20 protein-coding genes are annotated in these 20942 nt (G+C 53.8%); 9 read left to right on the top strand and 11 right to left on the bottom strand.

All coding sequences use genetic code 11. The features are described 5' to 3' along the window. Window positions 1-66: 66 nt before the first annotated feature. Window positions 67-318 carry a hypothetical protein gene (locus AC4LF3_RS20045; RefSeq protein WP_010798611.1) on the bottom strand — a complete coding sequence of 84 codons (252 nt, stop codon included), beginning with the start codon at window positions 316-318 and terminating at the stop codon, window positions 67-69. Window positions 319-641: 323 nt separating this feature from the next. Here AC4LF3_RS20045 and AC4LF3_RS20040 point away from each other — a divergent pair, with 323 nt between their 5' ends. Further along, complete coding sequence (locus tag AC4LF3_RS20040; protein ID WP_125889164.1) at window positions 642-1475, top strand: isocitrate lyase/PEP mutase family protein; 834 nt, start codon at window positions 642-644, stop codon at window positions 1473-1475. Window positions 1476-1481: 6 nt separating this feature from the next. On the opposite strand, the gene AC4LF3_RS20035 is transcribed toward AC4LF3_RS20040, so the two are convergent. Further along, complete coding sequence (locus tag AC4LF3_RS20035) at window positions 1482-1862, bottom strand: hypothetical protein (RefSeq protein ID WP_074829344.1); 381 nt, start codon at window positions 1860-1862, stop codon at window positions 1482-1484. 190 nt (window positions 1863-2052) lie between these two features. Continuing rightward, window positions 2053-2952 carry a LysR family transcriptional regulator gene (locus tag AC4LF3_RS20030; protein ID WP_074829341.1) on the bottom strand — a complete coding sequence of 300 codons (900 nt, stop codon included), beginning with the start codon at window positions 2950-2952 and terminating at the stop codon, window positions 2053-2055. Window positions 2953-3120: 168 nt separating this feature from the next. Here AC4LF3_RS20030 and AC4LF3_RS20025 point away from each other — a divergent pair, with 168 nt between their 5' ends. Together AC4LF3_RS20025 and AC4LF3_RS20020 are read left to right on the top strand one after the other, a co-directional pair. Next, window positions 3121-4281, top strand: coding sequence for an aspartate aminotransferase family protein (locus AC4LF3_RS20025; protein WP_491836843.1), 1161 nt, complete (start codon window positions 3121-3123; stop codon window positions 4279-4281). A gap of 2 nt (window positions 4282-4283) precedes the next feature. Then, window positions 4284-5036 carry an SDR family NAD(P)-dependent oxidoreductase gene (locus AC4LF3_RS20020; protein WP_491836439.1) on the top strand — a complete coding sequence of 251 codons (753 nt, stop codon included), beginning with the start codon at window positions 4284-4286 and terminating at the stop codon, window positions 5034-5036. Window positions 5037-5188: 152 nt separating this feature from the next. On the opposite strand, the gene AC4LF3_RS20015 is transcribed toward AC4LF3_RS20020, so the two are convergent. Next, window positions 5189-6385 (bottom strand): MFS transporter, encoded by a 1197-nt coding sequence (locus tag AC4LF3_RS20015; protein WP_491836437.1) that lies wholly within the window; start codon window positions 6383-6385, stop codon window positions 5189-5191. Window positions 6386-6472: 87 nt separating this feature from the next. On the opposite strand from AC4LF3_RS20015, the gene AC4LF3_RS20010 reads away from it, so the two are divergent. Then, entirely contained in the window at window positions 6473-6970 is a 498-nt protein-coding gene (locus tag AC4LF3_RS20010; protein ID WP_122044080.1) for a MarR family winged helix-turn-helix transcriptional regulator, read from the top strand. A 134-nt stretch (window positions 6971-7104) separates the two neighbouring features. Then, window positions 7105-8346 (top strand): alanine transaminase, encoded by a 1242-nt coding sequence (alaC, locus tag AC4LF3_RS20005; RefSeq protein ID WP_491836435.1) that lies wholly within the window; start codon window positions 7105-7107, stop codon window positions 8344-8346. Window positions 8347-8393: 47 nt separating this feature from the next. Here the strand turns inward: alaC and ddlA are convergent, their stop codons facing one another. From ddlA to AC4LF3_RS19980, 5 genes are all read right to left on the bottom strand, one after another. Next, window positions 8394-9488 carry a D-alanine--D-alanine ligase gene (gene ddlA / locus AC4LF3_RS20000; RefSeq protein WP_312271520.1) on the bottom strand — a complete coding sequence of 365 codons (1095 nt, stop codon included), beginning with the start codon at window positions 9486-9488 and terminating at the stop codon, window positions 8394-8396. Window positions 9489-9623: 135 nt separating this feature from the next. After that, window positions 9624-9815, bottom strand: coding sequence for a hypothetical protein (locus AC4LF3_RS19995; RefSeq protein ID WP_010798621.1), 192 nt, complete (start codon window positions 9813-9815; stop codon window positions 9624-9626). A gap of 373 nt (window positions 9816-10188) precedes the next feature. Then, complete coding sequence (dld, locus tag AC4LF3_RS19990) at window positions 10189-11958, bottom strand: D-lactate dehydrogenase (RefSeq protein WP_491836433.1); 1770 nt, start codon at window positions 11956-11958, stop codon at window positions 10189-10191. 361 nt (window positions 11959-12319) lie between these two features. Next, a complete protein-coding gene (locus AC4LF3_RS19985; protein ID WP_491836431.1) occupies window positions 12320-14122 on the bottom strand; it encodes a glycoside hydrolase family 15 protein in 1803 nt (600 codons plus the stop codon). 11 nt (window positions 14123-14133) lie between these two features. Next, the gene (locus AC4LF3_RS19980) at window positions 14134-15027 is read right to left on the bottom strand and encodes an SDR family oxidoreductase (protein ID WP_074829320.1); all 894 of its coding nucleotides are present in this window, start codon (window positions 15025-15027) and stop codon (window positions 14134-14136) included. 327 nt (window positions 15028-15354) lie between these two features. Between AC4LF3_RS19980 and AC4LF3_RS19975 the strand changes: the two genes are divergently transcribed. After that, window positions 15355-15810, top strand: coding sequence for a ribosomal maturation YjgA family protein (locus AC4LF3_RS19975; RefSeq protein ID WP_491836842.1), 456 nt, complete (start codon window positions 15355-15357; stop codon window positions 15808-15810). Window positions 15811-15833: 23 nt separating this feature from the next. On the opposite strand, the gene AC4LF3_RS19970 is transcribed toward AC4LF3_RS19975, so the two are convergent. Further along, complete coding sequence (locus tag AC4LF3_RS19970) at window positions 15834-16214, bottom strand: c-type cytochrome (protein ID WP_491836428.1); 381 nt, start codon at window positions 16212-16214, stop codon at window positions 15834-15836. 274 nt (window positions 16215-16488) lie between these two features. Between AC4LF3_RS19970 and AC4LF3_RS19965 the strand changes: the two genes are divergently transcribed. After that, window positions 16489-16713: a curlin repeat-containing protein gene (locus AC4LF3_RS19965; RefSeq protein WP_404628363.1), complete on the top strand. Its 225-nt coding sequence runs from the start codon at window positions 16489-16491 to the stop codon at window positions 16711-16713. 18 nt (window positions 16714-16731) lie between these two features. Continuing rightward, on the top strand, window positions 16732-17808 hold the full coding sequence (locus AC4LF3_RS19960) for a hypothetical protein (protein ID WP_491836426.1): 1077 nt from the start codon (window positions 16732-16734) through the stop codon (window positions 17806-17808). Between the two features lie 163 nt (window positions 17809-17971). On the opposite strand, the gene AC4LF3_RS19955 is transcribed toward AC4LF3_RS19960, so the two are convergent. Beyond that, on the bottom strand, window positions 17972-19171 hold the full coding sequence (locus tag AC4LF3_RS19955) for an N-acetylmuramoyl-L-alanine amidase (RefSeq protein WP_219653364.1): 1200 nt from the start codon (window positions 19169-19171) through the stop codon (window positions 17972-17974). Window positions 19172-19366: 195 nt separating this feature from the next. On the opposite strand from AC4LF3_RS19955, the gene AC4LF3_RS19950 reads away from it, so the two are divergent. Next, a complete protein-coding gene (locus AC4LF3_RS19950; RefSeq protein WP_447110440.1) occupies window positions 19367-20449 on the top strand; it encodes an IS630 family transposase in 1083 nt (360 codons plus the stop codon). Window positions 20450-20942: the final 493 nt, after the last annotated feature.

Below are 20942 nucleotides of genomic sequence, written 5' to 3'. Positions count from 1 at the left end.
TTTATCGTTTGTGCGAGTCGATGCCTGCCTGAGCTCTAGAACTCAGGCGCATGAGGCGGACTTTTATTACTGCTTGATACGCTCAAGAATCTGATTGGTCGTTGCGATGGCTTGCTTGTTGTTCTTTTCAACATCTTCACGAATCAACATAGCCAGAACGGTCAGAATGGAGGACCGGCAGATCTGAGACATCTCGCCTGACTCTTCCATCAGCAGGCGATAGAGAATCGACGAGGCAAGCTTACGGTCATAGGGTGGCAGTGAGTCGCTGCTGGCTAAAAGGGTAAGCTCTTCATTAAGCACGGCGTAGGCGTCCATTCGGCATATCCATAATGTTGAGCCTGGGCGCGGCTCTGATAAAAATGCCCTGAAAGTGAAGATCCTGACGATGGATCCCTGTACGCGAGCTTTGAGACACGACGTTTAAAAGAGTTTAGTGCCAGCTGTCGCCTCCATAGGCCATTGATGAGATTAGTCGACTCCGTCTCAATTCAGTTTAGGAAATTGCATCCCTTGTTTCCGCTGACAGACGGCGGTCTGCTCCAGCAATGACTGCGTCAAGATGCAGGACCCGGTTTGACTGCACGTCGTCAAAGCAGCTGCAAGAATTACCTGACTATTGAGCCTGAAAGGACCTAGCCATGGATGTTTTCGAGAAAGCGGCACTCTTCAAGAAGCTTCATACGTATGATCAACCGCTGATCCTGCCCAATCCATGGGATGCCGGTAGCGCCCGTATATTGAGCCGGCTTGGCTTCGAGGCCTTGGCAACGACCAGCGCAGGATTAGCCTTTAGCCTGGGGCGCCAGGATGCACGCGGGAGCCTTTCCCGTGATTGCGTGTTGGCCAATGCGGAAAGTATCGTTCTGGCAACCGACCTGCCGGTCAGCGCAGACCTGGAAAACGGCTTTGGTGACTCGCCAGAAGCAGTGAGCGAAACGATACAGCGGGCGGCTGAAATAGGACTGGCAGGCGGCTCGATCGAGGATGCCACCGGCAACGCAAGCTCGCCTCTCTACGACTTCAACCATGCGGTGGAGCGTATCGCGGCTGCAGCTGAAGCCGTAAAGGAGCTGGGTTACCCTTTCATGCTGGTCGCACGTGCTGAGACCTATACCTGTGGTGGTGCAAGCCTCGATGATACGGTGCGGCGTCTCCAAGCCTACGAAGCAGCAGGAGCAGATGTCTTGTATGCGCCCGGGCTGCCTGATCTGGAAGCCATACGGCTGATTTGCGAGTCCGTATCCAAGCCAGTCAATGTTGTGATGGGCCTGTCTGGAGCGAACTATAGCGTGAGTGAGCTGGCCGAAGCGGGAGTCAAACGGATAAGTCTGGGTAGCTCATTGGCGCGAGCGGCATGGAGTGGATTTATCGCAGCGGCATTGGAAGCTCGCGATGAAGGCACATTCGGCTTTGCCGAAAGCGCCGTTTCTTTCGCAGAAATCAACAGCTGGATGAACAGAGACGGAGAGTAAAACGCATCATCCTACTGAAGGTACCTCATTGCTTCCAGGCTGGCCCATCAATTGCCCAACCAGGGCACGTGCCAGCTTGAGGCATTCGAGGGCCGCCTGCTCCAGTGTTTCCTGACCGGAAAAAGAGGAAGCATCGATCAGCGTCATGGCAGCATCAAGCATCTGGGCCTGATTGGAAAACTCGCTCCTCAGCTCTGTATCTGAAAGATCAGTCATTAAATTGGCGTCTGCCGCTTGACCATCTGCACGTCCATCATTGGACGCGTGCTCCCTCAGGATCAGATTGATGAACGCATATTCATCCTTTGTAAGATCAAAAGCGCTACCCTCCTGCTGTGCAGCAGGATTTAGCAATCTGTTCGCCGTGCCTGTATAACGTGTTTTCATGATTGATCGTGATGAACTACATCTGAATGTTCAGTATCAATTCGCTCGACCAGTGCTATTGACAAGTCATTAAGCACATGATCCACCTGTTATACGTATCGGTTATCGAGGCGTTAACTTAAGGGCAGCAAGATAAAAGCAACAGTTGTGCCAGTTAGCAACAGCTATGTTTGAGCGGAGAGCAGCATCCTTACCTAAATGTCTCTAACGCATAATCAACAAAACTGCGGAGTTTGGGTGAGCGATAACGGTCCTGGGAATAGACTAGGTGCATGGGCCTGCTGGGCAATTGATAATGGTCCAGCAGCTTGACCAACCTGCCCTGCTGCAGATCTTGCCACACGAGGACGTTAGGTAGCATAACGATTCCGATCCCACTGAGCGCGGCCTGCCGAAGCCCCTGGGCACTGTTGACTATGACACGGCCACTGATATCGATGGAAACCTCGCCTTCCGGTCCGCTCAAGCACCAACGCTTTTCGGTCCATCGCCACTCCGTGCCGGCAGGATAGGCGAAGGACAAGCATTCATGGTGGGAAAGCTCTTCCGGCCGCTCTGGGTAACCATGCCGCTGTAGATACTCAGGCGATGCACATATCGTCAGGCCATAGTCCATCAGTGGTCGGGCAATGAGCCGTGACGCATCCAGCGTGCCCAGGCGAATGGCGACATCGAAACCCTCCTCAACCAGATCGACCACTCGATCCGTTAATACCACGTCGAGCCTGATTTCTGGGTACTGGGCCAGATAGTCTGCCAAGGCAGGCATCAGGCATTCCGAGCCAAACGTGGGCGGTGCCGTGAGACGTAAGACTCCATGAGGGTTAGCCTGCGCCTGCTCAGCCAGACGCTCCGAATCGGCTACGAGACCCAGCACCTCGACGCACCGCTGATAATAGACCGACCCGAACTCTGTCAGGCTTTGCCGCCGGGTAGTCCTGCGCAAAAGACTCATGCCGAGGCGCTTCTCCAACGCGCGGAGATGGTTGCCGACCATCGTAGTGGACAACCCACACTGTTCACCTGCTGCAGTCATGCTGCCACTTTCGACTACACGTACAAACACCGTCATGGCTTGATAAAGATCCATTTTAAAGCCTGGATTCAAAGTGATAGAACAATCATAGCGTTTATCTCATATTGCTACATAAAGATACTCAAGCCTTCTCTAATAGGAGGCTTTATGACAGCTATCTCTTCAACCTCTACCTTCGGATTTGGCCAGACGTCTGCATTTACAGGCTCATCCCTGCCCTTGATGCAGACATATAGCCCGTTGACGGTCAGCTTTGTAAGGGGCAAGGGAACGCGACTTTGGGATCAGCAAGGAATTGAATATCTAGATGCTGTTGCGGGTGTCGCAGTAACCAATATCGGTCACTCCCACCCGCGGATTACTCAAGTCATTCAGGAGCAGGCCGACCTGCTGTTGCACACCTCCAATCACTACAGCATTACCTGGCAGCACGAGTTGGCCGAGCGCCTGACAAAGCTTACAGGTATGCAGCGCGTGTTCTTTGGCAATTCGGGTTCGGAGGCCAACGAGGCCGCTTTCAAACTTGCCCGTCGGTATGCTCAGCATAAAGGCGTCTTAACACCCAAGGTGGTCGTGATGGAAAATGCATTTCATGGGCGTTCACTCGCCATGATATCCGCCAGCGACAGCCCTAGTGTTCGCAACGGCTTCGGGCCGTTGATCAACGACTTTGTCAGGATACCGTTTGGTGACTTGGATGCACTTGACGCCGTAACCCAACGGTATGGTGACCAGATTGTAGCATTGCTGGTTGAGCCCATTCAGGGAGAAGCCGGCGTGATAGCGCCACCCGTGGGTTACCTTACCGCGTTACGTACGCATTGCACGCGCAACGGCTGGTTGCTCATGCTGGATGAAATTCAGAGCGGCATGGGTCGTACAGGTGCCTGGTTCGCCTATCAACATGAAGGCATCCAACCCGACGTCGTTACACTCGCCAAGGCGCTTGCCAATGGCTTGCCTATTGGCGCTTGCCTGGCAGCCGGCATTGCTGCCGATCTTTTCACACCAGGAAGCCATGGCAGTACCTTTGGTGGAAATCCGCTCGTATGTCGAGTGGGATGTGCGGTGCTGGATGTTATCAAGGAAGAAGGCTTGGTCCTGCATGCGGCACAACGGGGTACACAACTCAAGGACCGCCTCGAGAACCGCTTGAGCCACCTCCCACAGGTTCAGGCAGTACGCGGTCATGGTCTCCTGCTGGGCATTCAGTTGAATAAGCCCTGTCGATCACTGATGCAACGGGCGCTTGACCGGCATCGCCTGCTAATCAATGTCACGCGGGAAAATACTATTCGCCTGTTACCGCCATTGATCATCAGCGAAGCGGAAGTCGACACGCTTGCGGACGCCATACACGATCTGGTTAGCCAGGAGTGGTAATCATGGATATCTGTCTTGATGACAAGACGGCGCTGGTCACGGGTGCAAGCGCTGGCATAGGGGCTGGTATTGCAAAGCTATTGGCTGCCGAGGGTGTCAACCTCGTTCTGCTTGCCAGGGATACGGAGCGGTTGCAGGCCGTTGCTTGTGAGGCGTCCATGCTGGGCGCCCCTACCGTAAAGCTTCTTACAGGGGACCTGGCTGACGAAGATGCGTTGCACAGTGTGCTTGAAGCGATCGAAGGCAGCGTCATTGATATTCTGGTCAATGCCGCAGGCGCCTCGCGTCCTGTCGCATTGATGGCAAGCGAAGAGGAGTGGCGCCAAGCCTTTCTGATCAATTTCATTGCAGCCCGGCGGCTGACCCATGCCGTACTTTCTGCTATGCAGAACAGACGTTGGGGTCGGATCATTTCAATCAGCGGGTCCATGGAGCCGCGCAGCCTGAACGCGGCGAGCGCAGCCAAGGGTGCGCTGCATCTCTGGTCGAAGGGACTGTCCTGTGAGGTCGCCGTGCAAGGCATTACCGTCAACTGTATTGCGCCGGGTCGAATCCATAGCAGGCAGGTCATGACCCAGCTGCACCCTTCTGCTGAAGCCAGGGCCGACTTCGTTCAGCGTCATATTCCGGCCGGTTATTTTGGCGAGCCTGAAGACGTTGCTGCATTGGTCGCGTTTCTCGCCTCACCACTGGCACGCTACATCACCGGCGCGGTTATTCCGGTAGATGGCGGTATGCATTATTTTGCACACTGACATACGAACCCTATCTGATTTTATCTCCAAAGGGTCCAGAAAGGCTTCGTTGCCTCTGCCACGCAGCCGCTCGACTCAAACCGGGATGCGAGTCAGCTACCCTAAATGGAAAGGCGGTCGGTGCTGGACCAGACTGACCGCCAAGGTAGCACCTAGCGAGGCTGTAAACGCCAGCTATGAGACTCGAACTGAGCGGCAGGCTTAAAACGCATCACGATTGCCATCAGCACCACAATACCGAATGCCATCAGCAGCCATGCCTGGGAAAGATTGGTTGAGTGTTCTCGTATCAACCCCGCCAGGAAGGGCATACCGCTGGCAATGATGTAACCGCCCCCCTGTACGAACCCCATCAATGCGCCGGCGCCTTTGGCATCGCTGACGTGATCCATAGTCACGATCAGGGAGAGCGGAAACAGTGCGCCGATTCCGATACCGAGCAATACGGCGGCGGGAATGGCCATTGACAAAGGCGCGATCATGAGTCCTGCCAACCCCGCCAATATCAGCAGCAACATACCTAATAACGGAACACGCCGATCAGGAAAGCGACCAATGAACATTGATACGGAAAGCCCTGCAGCTACTTCCGTTAGCGTCAGTGCGCCGAGCAGATAGCCGCTGTCAGCTGCAGACCACCCCAACTGAACATAGAACGGCGGGAGCCAGGCGAGTACCAATGTATACGCACCAGTACCGATACCAAAAGCCGCCATCAGCAACCAGGCTCTACCGGCACCCAACGGGAGCCGGACGGGCGCGGTGGCGGCCGGTGCAGTTTCATGTGAGGCAGTCTGCCTCCACGCCAGCGCACCCAGGACTGCAGGAACGGACCACAGGGCAAAAGTGATTTCCCAATTACCGGTGATCTGTGTCAGCGGCGACGCTGACGCTGCAGCAAGCGCGGCCCCACCCATGATACCGGTGGTGTAAAGGCCCATCAGCATACCTACACGGGTAGGAAAGTGACGTTTGATATAAGCGGGCAGTAGCGCCTGTACCAACGCGATACCCAGCCCTGCAAGCATGGCCGTCAGGACAAGCCCAGTTGTCGAAGGCAGCAGCCAGCGTAATACACCTGCAAACGCAATCGCCACTACGCCAGCCATAACCCCTTTATGTTCCCCCAAAAGCACCTGAAGCCGTGAACCAAACAAGGCGCCCACGCCCATTGCGAATACGGGCAATGTCGTCAGCAGACCTGCCGAAGCATTGGTAAGCCCCGTCGTATGCTGGATTTCATCGAGCAATGGTCCAATCGCAGCCAGGATGGGCCTTAGGTTAAGGCTGACCAGCATCAGGGCCAACACTACTGACCAGGTTCTATAGGTGTGGTTCGAGACAGTCATGCACAACTCCTTTTTGATTGTCTGGATTGACCTCTCTATAATTACCTTAATGCAAAGTATCTTAACGTCAAGATATGGGGATAAAATATGACTGATCGAGCCCTGCTTGCTGCTCAGCAGTGGAAAACCCAACGGCCGGATATAGACCCCTTCCCCATGCAGGTCCTGGGGAGATTTGGTGAACTTGCCCAGCTGATTACGCGGGATTACATCAATCCCTTCTTTGCCCGCTATGAATTGCATCCCGGGGAGTTTGATGTATTGGCCACCCTGCGGCGCTCGGGAGAGCCATTTGCATTGACGCCAACGGCGCTTTATGAGGCGGCAATGATCTCTTCAGGTGGCATGACCAACCGCCTGGATCGTCTGGAGCGCGCCGAATTGATAGAACGGCGCAAACACCCCTCTGACCGCCGCGGTACACTGGTCGCCTTGACAGACAAAGGGCGAATGCTGATCGATGAGATGCTGGCGCCACATGTTGAAAACGAGCGCCAGGTATTGGCCGCACTGACCGCTGCAGAACAGCATCAACTGGATCAGCTCCTGGGCAAGCTGATCGCAGGCCTTTCGAAGGGTGTGTAATACAGAAGGTCATTAAATAAAAAGAAAACTGTCTATGCCGCTTCGCTTTTCTCTCGGCTACAGTCATGTCACGTCACATGCTGTGACCTGCGTCGCTCGGACGGTTCCGGGCGCTTACGTCTATCGAGGAAAACATGGCTGACTCCAGCTCCATGCGTCGCTTCACGCGTATTGATCGTCTCCCCCCTTACGTTTTCAACATTACCGCTGAACTCAAGCTGGCCGCTCGCCGTCGTGGCGAGGACATCATCGACCTGAGCATGGGTAATCCGGACGGCGCCACACCGCCTCACATTGTGGAAAAGCTGTGCCAGGTCGCCCAGCGTGAAGACACTCACGGCTACTCCAGCTCTAAAGGCATCCCTCGCCTGCGCCGCGCCATCTCGCGCTGGTATCAGGATCGTTATTCAGTCGAAATTGATCCGGAGTCCGAAGCCATCGTCACGATTGGGTCAAAGGAAGGTCTCGCCCATCTTATGCTGGCAACCCTGGACGCCGGCGACACGGTACTGGTCCCAAACCCCAGCTATCCGATTCATATCTATGGTGCTGTTATTGCCGGTGCCCAGGTACGCTCCGTACCGCTGGTACCGGGTATGGACTTTTTTGCCGAGCTTGAGCGGGCTATTCGCGAAAGTATTCCCAAGCCAAAGATGATGATCCTGGGGTTTCCATCCAATCCCACGGCTCAATGCGTTGAGCTTGAGTTTTTCGAACGCGTCATCGCCCTGGCCAAGCAATACAACGTTCTGGTCGTTCACGACCTCGCCTATGCCGACATCGTGTTCGACGGCTGGAAGGCACCGTCCATCATGCAAGTACCGAGTGCCAAGGACATCGCCGTCGAGTTCTTCACTCTGTCAAAAAGCTACAACATGGCCGGCTGGCGAATCGGCTTCATGGTAGGCAACCCCGAGTTGGTCAACGCGCTCGCGCGTATCAAGAGCTACCATGATTACGGGACATTTACGCCATTACAGGTAGCTGCGATTGCGGCATTGGAAGGCGATCAGCAATGCGTTCGTGACATTGCTACGCAGTACCAGCAACGTCGGGATGTGCTGGTGAAAGGTCTCCATGAAGCGGGCTGGATGGTTGAGAACCCAAAGGCATCGATGTATGTCTGGGCCAAAATCCCTGAAGTCTATGCGCACCTGGGCTCGCTTGAATTTGCCAAGAAGCTGCTGGCGGATGCCAAGGTATCGGTCTCACCCGGGATTGGATTTGGAGACTACGGCGATGACCATGTCCGTTTCGCGTTGATTGAAAACCAAGACCGTATTCGTCAGGCCGTACGGGGTATCAAGGCCATGTTCCGGGCCGACGGCATCCTTGCCAAACCCGCGGCTCAAAAGGCTGTAAGCTGTAAGCTGTAAGCTGTAAGCTGTGAGGCTAAGGCAGACTGCCTTAGCCTTCTTCTCGACTAACGTGAATGCTTAAGTGCACGCTCCTGGGCATGACGCTCCTGCGCCAGCTCAATTAGCCGAGTGATCAAATCCTGATAAGACAGCCCGCTAGCTTCCCAGAGCTTGGGATACATGCTGATATTGGTAAAGCCCGGGAGTGTATTAACTTCATTGATCAAGACCTCGCCACTGGCTGTCAGAAACACATCGACCCTTGCCAATCCCGAACATCCCAGCACCTTGAATGCGTCCAACGCCAGTGAGCGTATGCGCTCGCTGATCGCAGACGGCAGATCCGCCGGGACATTGACCTCAGCCGCTGCGTCATCAATATATTTGGTGTCGTATGAGTAGAAACCACTGTGCACAACGATTTCTCCGCACGCACTGGCGACCGGCTCCTCGTTTCCGAGAACTGCACACTCGATTTCACGGCCCTTGACGGCCTGCTCCACCAACACCTTGGTATCGTAGGCAAATGCCTGAGCCATCGCATCAAGGTATTCGGCTTCCGTTTCCGCCTTGCTGACACCTACGGACGAACCTTGATTGGCAGGTTTGACGAACACCGGCGTCCCTAACGCTGCGGTGACCTCACTGAATGAAGTGCGGGCAGCGGTCAGGCGGCTGAATGTCAGGAAGGGAGTAACCGGTAATCCTGCATCGCGCAGTAGCCGCTTGGTAACATCCTTATCCATGCAGACAGCAGACCCCAGCACGCCAGACCCCACGAAAGGCAGATCGGCCATGCGGAGAAGCCCTTGAAGAGAACCGTCTTCGCCCAAGGTGCCGTGCACAATCGGGAAAATGACATCAATTTGCCCCAGCGCCAGGGCAGAAGAGGTTTCAATCAGTTGCTGCTCACGCTGTCCTGGCACAAGGGCCAAGGCTCGATTGGACCGATTGAGTGCAATGAGCGCGGGGTTCTCAGCATGAAGCAGATAATCGGACGCATCATTGAGATGCCATCGGCCTTCCTTGTCGATTCCGATAAGAATGACCTCGAATTTCGCCTTGTCGATGGCGTCGACAATATTTTTGGCGGATTGTAATGAAACCTCATGCTCCGAAGAGCGACCGCCAAAGATAACCCCTACTCGCGTCTTGCTCACGACCCTGCTCCTCAAGCGTTATACGCAGCCATAGGATACAGGGCAGAAGCGATTTGAAAATCGGGACTATTGAATTATCGATTAGAAAACTGATTACGCGAACCAGAATCGCCCAGCCTGAATAAAACGCAGTTGTCAGGCACTAACGCCCTGATGCTGCCATTCGGCTTCAAGCTGAGCCTCCAGCAAACTCAAGGTATTATAGGCTTCCGAGTAATCCAGAAAAGTTTTCTGGACGAGCAGGCGGGCCTGGTCTACCTTTATCTGGTACTGACGAATTTCCTTCTGCAGCTCTACGAGCCGTCTCGCCTTATCTCTTTCCGCCACGCCATCACCCTCCATGAGACCTGAAAAGAGGCGGCCTATTATGTGCTGCAGATCACATTGCGAAAATACCGCCTGTCTATATTTTTAGACCGTTCAGCGGCTTTATCATTGACTAATATCAAAATGATATCTAGCGATATGGCTACGGTCTTTTACCTTTTCTAAGATAAAAACAGACATACCAATCCTGGGTCTTTGTTCTTGATGATCGGAGACCTACTGGTAAGCCGTCATGCTTCCTTCATCGCGCATTCATCATTTCTTCACATTCGATACGTAACATTTATATCGACCGCTTTAGCTTCCCCACGGTTACCCGTTCTAAGGCGGTCATTTATTCTCTTCGCCTGATTTAACTCAGCATCTAATTTCTTTACTCAATCACCCTTCCCGCCTGTATTCCCGGCTCTGCCCAATGGCTGCACTTGCTGGTGTGTCCGATGCCAGGGTTGAAGCTATTGCATGGATCGAGCTTGCGGTAGAACGCTTTTAGGCCCGGCTTGGCATGGTAGAGATGGCCCACGTTGTGTTCTGCCGGATACTCTGCACCACGCTGATCCAGTAAGTCCCACATGCGATGCTCAATCGCCAGACAGTCATTACCTTTCTTGACGATGTAATCCTGATGGAAAACATGGCAGAAGAAATGACCGTAGTACAGCTTATGAACAAGCTTGCCATCGAGGTCAGCGGGAAGCGTTTCGAACCATTCTCGGTCATTGCGTCTCAATGCAATGTCCAGCGCCACGATGTCTTCCACCTCATGCGGATGAACATCCCGATAACGTACCGCTGCGCTGGCGGCGGCAAAGCGATGCAGGAACGCCTTTCGCCCCTCTTCAGCCGTGCACCTGAAATAGGCGCCTCGGGTTTGACCGAAAAAGCTGTCCAGATAATACTGCGTCTCTTCAATCAAAGGGCCTGCGACCTTGAGTATCAAATGGTGCTCATACTGATCCCGATACGCTTTCATTCGCTTGGGCAGATGGCTTGGGAACAACCGGCTCAGTGCCTGCAGAACCCGGTCACCCAGGTGCGATGGTAGAAAGCTGAAGCGATTGAATACCTCATCGAAACGGCTCTTGAGCGAGAACAACTTGGGCAGCCGTTCGGTGCCTAGGCGGTCGATGATGAGAAAAGTGTCTTTGCCGTAGGCTTCTGCGACATCGAAGGCATCCCGATGCATGTACTCACCGGCAATGGGTAATTGCGGAAAGTTGGCGAGCATATGCCGCCGGATTTCCGTAAGGTCGGCGGTATCGTTAGTGCCGATATAGAAAACCGCGGTATCTTTCTCGATGGGAAAGGTATCCAGCCGAACCGCAAAAACAGCCAGCTTTCCTGCGCTGCCAGAAGCCTCATACAAGCGGCTCGTGTCGGCGTTGAAGCGCGCCGGGGTATCGGCATCTACCTCCCGCACATGGCTGGTGTAGCCCTTGTCAGAACCGGCCCCTGCGTCACGTTCGATGTCGGCTTCACTGTACTGGTGATTATCCAGCCGCGTCAGGATTTCCTCCGGCGTACTGCCTAGCGCAACACCAAGGTGATTGACCAGATGAAGCTCACCACGCTCATCCAGACGCGCATAAAGCGCCATCTGGGTATACGCCGGGCCGCGCTGGATGAGCGAACCGCCTGAATTGTTACAGACGCCACCCAGCACGGACGCACCGATGCAAGAGGAGCCAATCACCGAATGAGGCTCCCGGCCGTGAACTTTCAGCTCTCGCTCCAGCTGATCAAGGGTGGACCCAGGAAAACAGATCACCTGCTCTCCATTCATGATCAGCTGGATCTTCTTCATGCGCATGGTATTGATGAGCACAATGTCACGGTCGTAATCGTTGCCGTCGGGGGTTGATCCGCCTGTAAGTCCTGTATTGGCCGCCTGCATGATGATAATCGTATTGGCTTTCACACACGCCTTGACCACCTCCCACTGTTCCAGAAGCGAACCGGGCTGAACGACAGCAATCGCATCACCCGTACCAAAGCGATACCCGCTGCGAAATCGCTTCGTGCGGGAGGGGTCGGTCAATACGTGCTGAGGGCCGACCACTCCTTTCAAATGGTGAATAAGCGCCTCCCTGTCATGAGCAATGGCGTCGTCTACAGCAGGAGCGACGGACGATGACGCGTGCATAAGAACTCCATAGGCAGTAGCTAAAGATTGGCTTCCTCTATGGTAGACCTGGCCTACCCGCGCTTCCACCCACTCGCGGCGAAGGTTTAATCCCGTGAGAAACTGCCGTTATCTTTTCAGAGAAAAAGAAATAATGCGGTAATTGTCAGGCTTTGCGATTTGAAGTCGAGGTCTTCAAGAAGACGTTAATTACAGGTTTGAGCGGGTACAAGGCCACTTGGGAAGAAAAATATCTAGAGTCGCTACAAAAAGTCAGGCCTGTGCAGGCGAACGCAGGCTTGATATCTATTAACTCTGCTATTCCCAATCCCTAGCATCGTCTGTCTGCGCTCATTAGAGAGGTTTTGTTAACCGCTCTTATTCAGGACTCGGTCTTGGCAGGGTCATCAACGGCCAGAATGGCATGGATCATGGCAAGATGACTTAAACCTTGAGGGAAGTTGCCCAGTGCTTCGCCGGTCTTGGGGTCCATCATCTCGGTCATCAATCCCACCCCGTTGGTTGATACTTTCAGCACATCCTCCATCAATGCCTTGGCGCGCTCGTTGTCACCCAGCACAGCATAAGCTTCAACCAGCCAGAACGAACAGGCCAGAAACGCGCCCTCTTCTTTCTCCGCACCGCTATAGCGATACACCAGCGGGCCGCGCGCCAGTTCATGATGGATTGCTTCACACGTGGTGATCAACCGCTGCTTGCTCTCAAAGCCGAAGCGAATAGCAAGCAAGAGGCCGGCGTCCAGCTTGTCAGTACCGGCATAGAAGGTATAAGCCTGCTTGGCCTCGGACCAGCAATGTTCATCAATCCAATTACGGATACGGTCACGCTCACGCTCCCAGCGCTTTTGCATCGTATCGGGAATGTGACCCTTTTCTGCCAACTTAACTGCTCGATCCAAGGCAAACCAGCAGCCTAACTTGGACATGGTGTAATGCTGCTCTTCTTCCAGCTCCCACATCCCGGCGTCCTTGCAATGCCATTGATCAGCGCAGAGATTGGCCAGCTCGACCAGCATTCCGGTGGTATTAAAATCCAGGATATGACCGCCCTCCACATACATGAGGATGGTTTCTAAAAGATCGCCATACAGGCTCAGCTGGCATTGATAACTTGCTCGGTTGCCTATTCGAACAGGGCTGGACTTTCGATAGCCCGGCACATTGATCACCCGCTCTTCCGGCGCCTTATCGCCCTCCAGAGTAAAGCAGGTGTGTAGACGGTGGCCGTGCCGGCGGATGACGTTCTGCAACCACGCCAGCGCAGCCTGTGCTTCTGCCATGGCACCAATGCGCAGAAATGCTTTGATGGTAAACACCGCATCTCGTACCCATGCATAGCGGTACTCGTAATTCTTGTCGCCTCCCAATCTTTCAGGCAGCCCACATGTAGGTGCCGCCACGATAGCGCCACTTGGCGAATACAAGAGAAGTTTTAGCGCGAGAGCCGAACGAATGACTGCTTCCTTGAACACCCCCTGGTATTGCAGACCTTCAGCCCATTCCCGCCACGCCATGTCACTGCGATCAATACGCTTGTCGACTTCCTCAAGTGTTGGCACAGCCAATGGCTCATTCTCGGCCGCCATCAGCGCCAATACGGTACGGTCCCCTTGTTTCAACGTAACGCGTGCACGCACCAGCCGGTCGGTACATTCATCAATCACCACCTCATCGCCGTAGCACAGCATGGCCATCAGACCATCGATATGCATCACTTCACCGTTCGGTGTCTGGCGAATCCACGGTGAGATGGTCTGGCCTCGCGTACCAGGCACTAACTCGATACTAAGCGTTACCTCACCCTGTACGCCCTCAATACGTCGCCCTAGCTCGGACCAGGGCAACCGGCCAGCAGATCCACTGTTAAGCGACTCGGTCAGGCGGACCTGACCCGAGTCGGTCTCAAACAACGTCTCCAGTACATTGCTGCTTTGCAGATAGGCACGTCGGGCTGTGTAAGGTTGGACAGGGGTAATCGAAAAATAACCACCGCTGGGCGCATCTAGCAGACGATCAAACAGAGGGGGTGAGTCCATATTGGGGGCACACCACCAATCGATGGAGCCGTCAGCCGCTACCAGGGCGACCGAGCGGCCATCACTTAACGCAGCATAATTTTCCAGGGGCGCGTACCCCTCAATGCGGTGCGTCTCGAACGTCTGCATGATGCGATCCGTCAGGCCATGCCGCCGGTTGCGCCGTATACTTCACCCGTCACATAGCTGGACTCCTGGGAAGCCAGAATGACGTAGATCGGAGCCAGCTCTGCCGGTTGGCCAGGCCGCTTGAAGACGGTCTCGCTGCCAAACGACGGAATCTTCTCTTGAGGCTGGCCGCCGCTGGGCTGAAGTGGAGTCCAGAAGGGTCCGGGTGCTACCGCATTGACGCGGATACCCTTGGAAATGACCTGTTTGGCCAACGCCTTGGTAAAGGCAGTGATCGCCGCTTTAGTAGGCGCGTAATCCAGTAGGGTTTCCGACGGTTGCACGGCCTGAATGGACGTGGTGTTGATAATAGCGGCACCGGCCGGCATATGCGGAATTGCCGCCTTGCATAGCCAGAACAGCGCATACACATTGGTCTTGTAAGTGGCGTCGAATTGATCAGTGGTCAAATTGGCGATGTCTTCAACGGCTGTCTGCTTACCTGCCACGTTGACCAGAATATCCAGTCCACCCAGTGCATCCTTGGCTTTGCCAATCAATTCATTGCAAAAGGCCTCGCTTTTCAGGTCGCCCGGAACGCAAACCGCTTTACGACCTTCCGCTTCGATCAGTTGTACAACTTCTTTCGCATCCGCCTCTTCTTCAGGCAGATAATTCAGCACGATGTCGGCCCCCTCGCGCGCATAAGCGATTGCCGTTGCTCGCCCGATACCCGAGTCCGCGCCGGTAATAAGCGCCTTGCGGCCCGCAAGACGTCCAAATCCCTTGTAACTGGTTTCACCGTGGTCAGGGCGTGGCTGCATGTCCTGAGCGAGACCGGGCGGATTTTGCGGCTGCTTCGGAAATTCTGGCTGGGGATATTGGGTCAGGGGATTCTGCATGGTGTACTGGTTATCAGTAGGCATAAAATAGTCCTCTCGTCAGTGACGCCGCGATGAAAAGATGAAGGCGGCTTGGATAAGGACAGCGGACGTGTCCAAGTGCTGTCTAAAAATGGGAAAGCCTGACTGCGGAGATGGTTCCATCCGATTTTGGATCGAACTTAATGCATCAAGTGCTTGACGATCCTAAGTGGACGTAACGTGACGAAAGAAATATTAAATAAAAAGCGGTCTGAAGCTTTAAAATCGTCCCGCAAAAGATATTTAGAAAAATTCACCTGCTTTTAGCTGGCTCGTCCACAGGATGGGTTTGCTACAGCATATTCATACCAGTAATCGAGACTATATAAAATTACTCTCAATTCATTACGCTCTTCTGCTGACTGCGCCCAAAGGAACCGTAACAGACTCCATCTTGGTCTAGCCCTTTGTGCTGTAATAGCGCTCGGGCTAACCTCTCGCCAGTTTCCTATCATCATTCCTGACGCTCTTGGAAAATACCCAGGCGATGCGCTTTGGGCGCTCATGATCCTTACAGGTCTGGCTTTGATCGCGCGCCGCGCCAATGCTGCATGCCTGGCGGTAACAGCATTTAGTATTTCATGTGCGGTGGAGGCAACGCAGCTTTACCAGGCGCCCTGGATCAATGCGATTCGCCACCATCCGCTAGGCCATCTTGCCTTGGGCACTACGTTTTCCTGGATGGATATCGTTGCTTACGGTATCGGCATATTGGCGGGCGTTTTGATCGATGGCCTGGCCAGACTCACAGTAAAGGCTAGCCACTCACTCAAAGCAGACGCCTGAAATGATTCTGGCGCAGCAAGCGCTTACTGTCCTTTGTTCTGGAAGGTCGCAAGATAGGCAAGCAGGTCGGCAATCTGCTGCTCATTACTCATTCCCCAGAAACGCATCTTTGTGCCGGGTACGACCTTGTCCGGATCCTTTAAGTAGGCAGCGAGGGTTTCCTCATTCCAGACAATTCCTGACGCTTTCATGGCCTCGGAATAGTCGAAGTCTTCAGTAGCCCCTGCCTTGCGTCCGAAAATAGCGTTGAGTTCGGGGCCGAACGAGCCCCTGGCATAGGTCCCCACCTTATGACAGTTACCACACCAGGACGTAAAATACTTTTTCCCTGCCGTTGCGTCACCGGCACCATAGGCGACTCCGTGCACCAGCAAGGCCAACGTCATTAACACCCAGTTTCGCATGTCTTCTCCCGAATACGATTAGCGACGCCTGACAATCATTATGCCTGTGTAATACAGCCACGTTCATTGATATGAAACGTAATGACCAACCATGGCCAGAAGTCAAGGCCTGCACTCTCCTACTTTGCATAACGTCATCGCTCAGCTGGCAAGTACTCCTGCTTGTCAGCGCTTCAGGACCAATGGCTTTGCCAGCCTGTTGAAGGTGGTCTATAGGTTCCTCTCTCGGTCTTGTGACTGACTGAGCCCTAATGGACACACAAGGAAAGTTATCATGTTCAAGCTCACCCCCCTGGCGCTTATCGTCCTTGCCTCGTTCAGCAGCCTTGTCGTAGCTGAAAACAACCGCGCCACACAAACGCAGAGTGGATTCGACAATGAGGCTTCCCTGGAGCAGCGTGGCGACGGTAATAACGCGACACAGGAGCAGCTGTTAGCAGACCACCAGAGCTCAACCGTTATACAAACGGGCAATAACAATGACGCCGACGTACTGTAACAAGCCTCTGGCCATAGAATGACGCTTGACCAGACGGGTAATGGCAATAGCGCTGCTGTCCATCAAGCTACCGCCGGGAGTGGAAGCGAGGCTTCGATCCTGCAGGTTGGCGATACCAATATTGTCACTGTAAACCAGCAGGGCGGTGACTCTGGTTACGACGCCACCTTATACCAGGAGGGCAACAACAATACTCACACGATCGAGCAAGCAGGCGATGGGCGCGCCACGTTGACAGCCAATACCCTGGGTAACGGCAACACGATTAATGCATTACAACGAACGGGTGTATCGGCCAGCCTTACTCAGCTAGGTGAAAATAATCAGATCACACTTGAGCAGAGCGGTTATAGCAATAACAGAGAGGGAGACAACGCTTCTGTAGTGCAAAATGGCGATGCGAATGTACTTACTTTGAATCAACTGGGTTACAACCCAGGTAAAACCGCCACGCTGTCTCAGGAAGGCAACAATAACCTGTACACGATCGATCAAATCGACGATGGCGTAACAACATTGGTGGCGAATACCCTGGGTAACGGAAATACCATTACAGCGCTTCAGGAAAAAGGCAAATCAGCCACGCTTTCCCAACAAAGCGATAACAATCAGATCGCACTGGCCCAACGTGGCGGCCCGATGGAAGCTGATGTAAGTGTTGTGCAAAACGGCAACGAAAACAGCGCAACAGTTGAGCAGTCGACAGGGAGTCGTTATGGCGCTTATTCCACTCGTCTGGCTCAAGAGGGGGATGCCAACACTGCTTCCCTCACTCAAGGAGGCGGCCTAAACGTGATAGACGTCGCCCAGGACGGTAACGGAAACGAGCTGACCGTCGACCAGGACACAATAGCCGGGACCCTCATTGGTCGATCTACCGGCGCCAGCAATTTTGCAGACATCAGCCAGGAAACATCCATTACCACGCTGTATTTTACACAGGAAGGAGACGCCAATCAGCTCACTGTCGATCAGGCCGGCATCAATAGCCAGGCACGTGTCGACCAGTTTGGTACTGCCAATGAAGTCTTTATCTCCCAACGCGGACCTACAGAGTTATTTACCGGGCCGGCTAATTCAGCAACGGTCATGTAGAGCGGAGCAGGTAACACCGCTACGCTTTATCAACAATGAGCGGTGCGGGTCTTGATAAAGCAATAAGCAGGGTGGCCTGTTCGGTATCGCTCCTAGCTCAGCGTTCTTGACTCTCGGGACCTGGTTGGACTGACTGGCTTATTTCCAGTCAGTCCAAATCAACTCATGCCGTTGCGGCTGTCTTCTGATCTGCAAGGTAAGTCCCCACCGGTGGCCGCTGGCTGAAGTAGGTGTGTACCCCATGAAATATACGATCAGCGACTACTTGCTGGTGACGGGGATTGAGCAACCGTTTGCTGTCCTGAGCATTGCTCATGAACCCCGTTTCTACCAGAATCGACGGGATGTCAGGTGACTTGAGTACAGCAAAACCAGCTTGCTGGACCTGCTTCTGATGTATCTTCGCAACGGTACCCAGACTCGTTAGTACGCTGTGTCCCAGATCCAGGCTCGAAGCAATGGTAGTGCTCATGGACATGTCCAGAATAACGTTGGCGAGGTCTGGATCCTTGTCTTGCAGAGGCAGGCTATTGGCTCCGACAAGATCGGCATCGTTCTCCCGCTTCGCCATCCAGCGAGCCATAGCAGACGTCGCACCGCTGCTGGAAAGCGCAAAGACAGAAGCCCCACGGGCACGGCGGTTGGGTGCTGCATCGGCATGGACCGAGATAAACATGTCGGCGTCATACTGGTGAGCGATGTCCACGCGCTTGCGCAGTGGAACGAAAATATCCTCGGTCCGTACCAGCTTGGCCTTGTAGCCTTTCTCCTTGTTGATCCGCTTGGCTAGATTATGAGCAATCGCCAGGGCGACCTTCTTTTCATAGGCACCTTTAGCACTGATGCATCCAGGGTCCTTGCCACCATGACCAGCATCTACGACAACCACCAGATCACGGCCGGGACGCTTCTTGGCGCGAGCTGTCGATGCCGCATGCGCTACTTGTGTGGTTGCAGGCCCCATTGGGTGAAGGTCAAACACCAGTCGATCACCAAAGGAGCCGGACGGGCCAAGCACCAGGCTGTCGAGTTTTACTGGCTGCTTCAATTCGAGGACGATACGACTGCCTGTCGTACCATGGGCTCCACCCCGAATCGTTTTGATTGCTGAGCCGGTAACATCCAATTTTGAAACATTGGTGGCTAACGTCGTATTAGGTAAATCGATGACCAATCGATGAGGTGAGTCGAGCGTGAACGTGCGATAGTGGCTCGGGCCATTGAGATCCAGTACCAGGCGAAAGCGACCAGCGGTACGTGATGCCCTTACGGAGCGTACCTCGCTTGAAGCGGCAAAGGCGTTGGGAAAGGCTGGCAGCGTCAGCCCTGCCAGGATGAAGTTTAGAAGGTGACGACGGTTCATAACTACAACACATTTCGGCGAAACAATTTGTAACCATATAACATATCTAACTAGCAGGCCAAGGCTATGGTGGGCACAATGCGCTATATTCCTGATTTATCGATCCTGTCACTTACTAGTGTGGTGAATCACAACTACCAAGCATAAGTATGGTCTGAAGAATGAGTACTCAAAACTGACTCAAGGAGGCATGCGATGAGAACAGGCCGTCCTGCTGTACAGATCACCCTGACCAGGCAAGAACATGCCGAGCTCAGCCGTCGAAGGGCTCAGCGTAAAGGTCCTGCGGATTCAAAACTACGCGCTGAAATCATCCTTTCTTGCGCTAGCGGTGAACCCGGCTCATCGATTGCCAGGCGCCTGGGTATTACAGCTCAGACCGTATCGCGGTGGCGTCTTCGCTTCTCACAATGGGGACTTGAGGGGCTTAATGATGAGCCCAGATCTGGGCGACCCCGCAGTATCAGTGACGAGAAGGTTCAGGAGGTTGTTGATCGGGTCCGGCAAACCAAGCCTGAGGATGCCAGCCACTGGAGTTCGCGCCGCATGAGCAAGGCTACCGATATTTCCATGGCCAGTGTGCAACGTATCTGGCGAGCCTTTGGCCTTAAGCCTCACCTTGAGCAGACGTTCAAACTCTCAACCGATCCGGCCTTCGTCGATAAAGTTCATGACATCGTTGGGCTATACCTGAACCCACCGGATAAGGCTCTGGTGCTGTGTATTGATGAGAAAAGCCAGATCCAGGCCCTGGATCGAACCCAGCCAGGTCTGCCTTTGGCACCAGGCCATCCGGTCACTCGAACACATGACTATCAGCGCTTTGGCACAACGTCATTGTTTGCTGCGCTGGATGTTGCCACAGGCGAAGTGATTGGGCGTCTCAAGCGTCGTCATCGTAGCGCTGAGTTTGTGGAGTTTTTGAAGGCTATTGATGAAGAAATCTGTACGGACCTACCGGTTCACTTGATCATGGACAACTATGCGGTACATAAGACCGATCAGGTAAAGGCCTGGCTAGCCGCACACCCTCGTTATCAGGTGCATTTCACCCCAACCTCGGCTTCCTGGCTAAACCTGGTAGAACGTTTCTTCTCGACCCTTAGCCAGAGATGGATCAAGCGGCAATCACATACCAGCGTAAGCGATCTTGAGCAGTCTATTAACCATTACCTGGCTACTTACAACCAGAACCCGAGGCCCTTCCGCTGGAGTAGAAGCGCTGGTGAAATCCTGGCTTCAGTAGGTAGAGCAGCACGAGCTTTTCGTAGAAACTAATTAAACGTACTTGTGATTCATCACACTAGAAGGCCCACCTTCTACATTCACGTGGCAGCATCGAAACGCCAAGCGCTCTAGGGTGGGGTTGTTGTAGAGGAATAGTTTGCCTAAAACATTCTGCCGAGCGTAACGTTCCGAATGGATAGTTATGTGCCCACAGTTAGATGTACGTATCTCTTAAGTTGAGACGTTAGCTAATCTCATCTTCATCAATCATACACTAGTGACCCTAAATAGCGACTAACCGAGAGGGATTCCAGCGGGGTCGTTTCTGATCTGGGCTGTAACACTGTGGAGTACCGCCCTACTGTGCTGATCTGCCTTGCGACAGTTATACGTTACCAACGCAACGATTAGGTGGATGGCAAGGTACTTTTAAATGACTTTTCTCGGCCCAGCGCCTAACGGTCAGAGACGCTCTATTTGCGATACAGAATTGCCGTACCGTTATTTCATTGGAATAACGGCACGGCAAGCGACTGATCTTCAG

It is taken from the genome of Pseudomonas sp. C2.3V (assembly GCF_058536325.1).
This window is presented reverse-complemented; position numbering and strand designations above follow the sequence as displayed.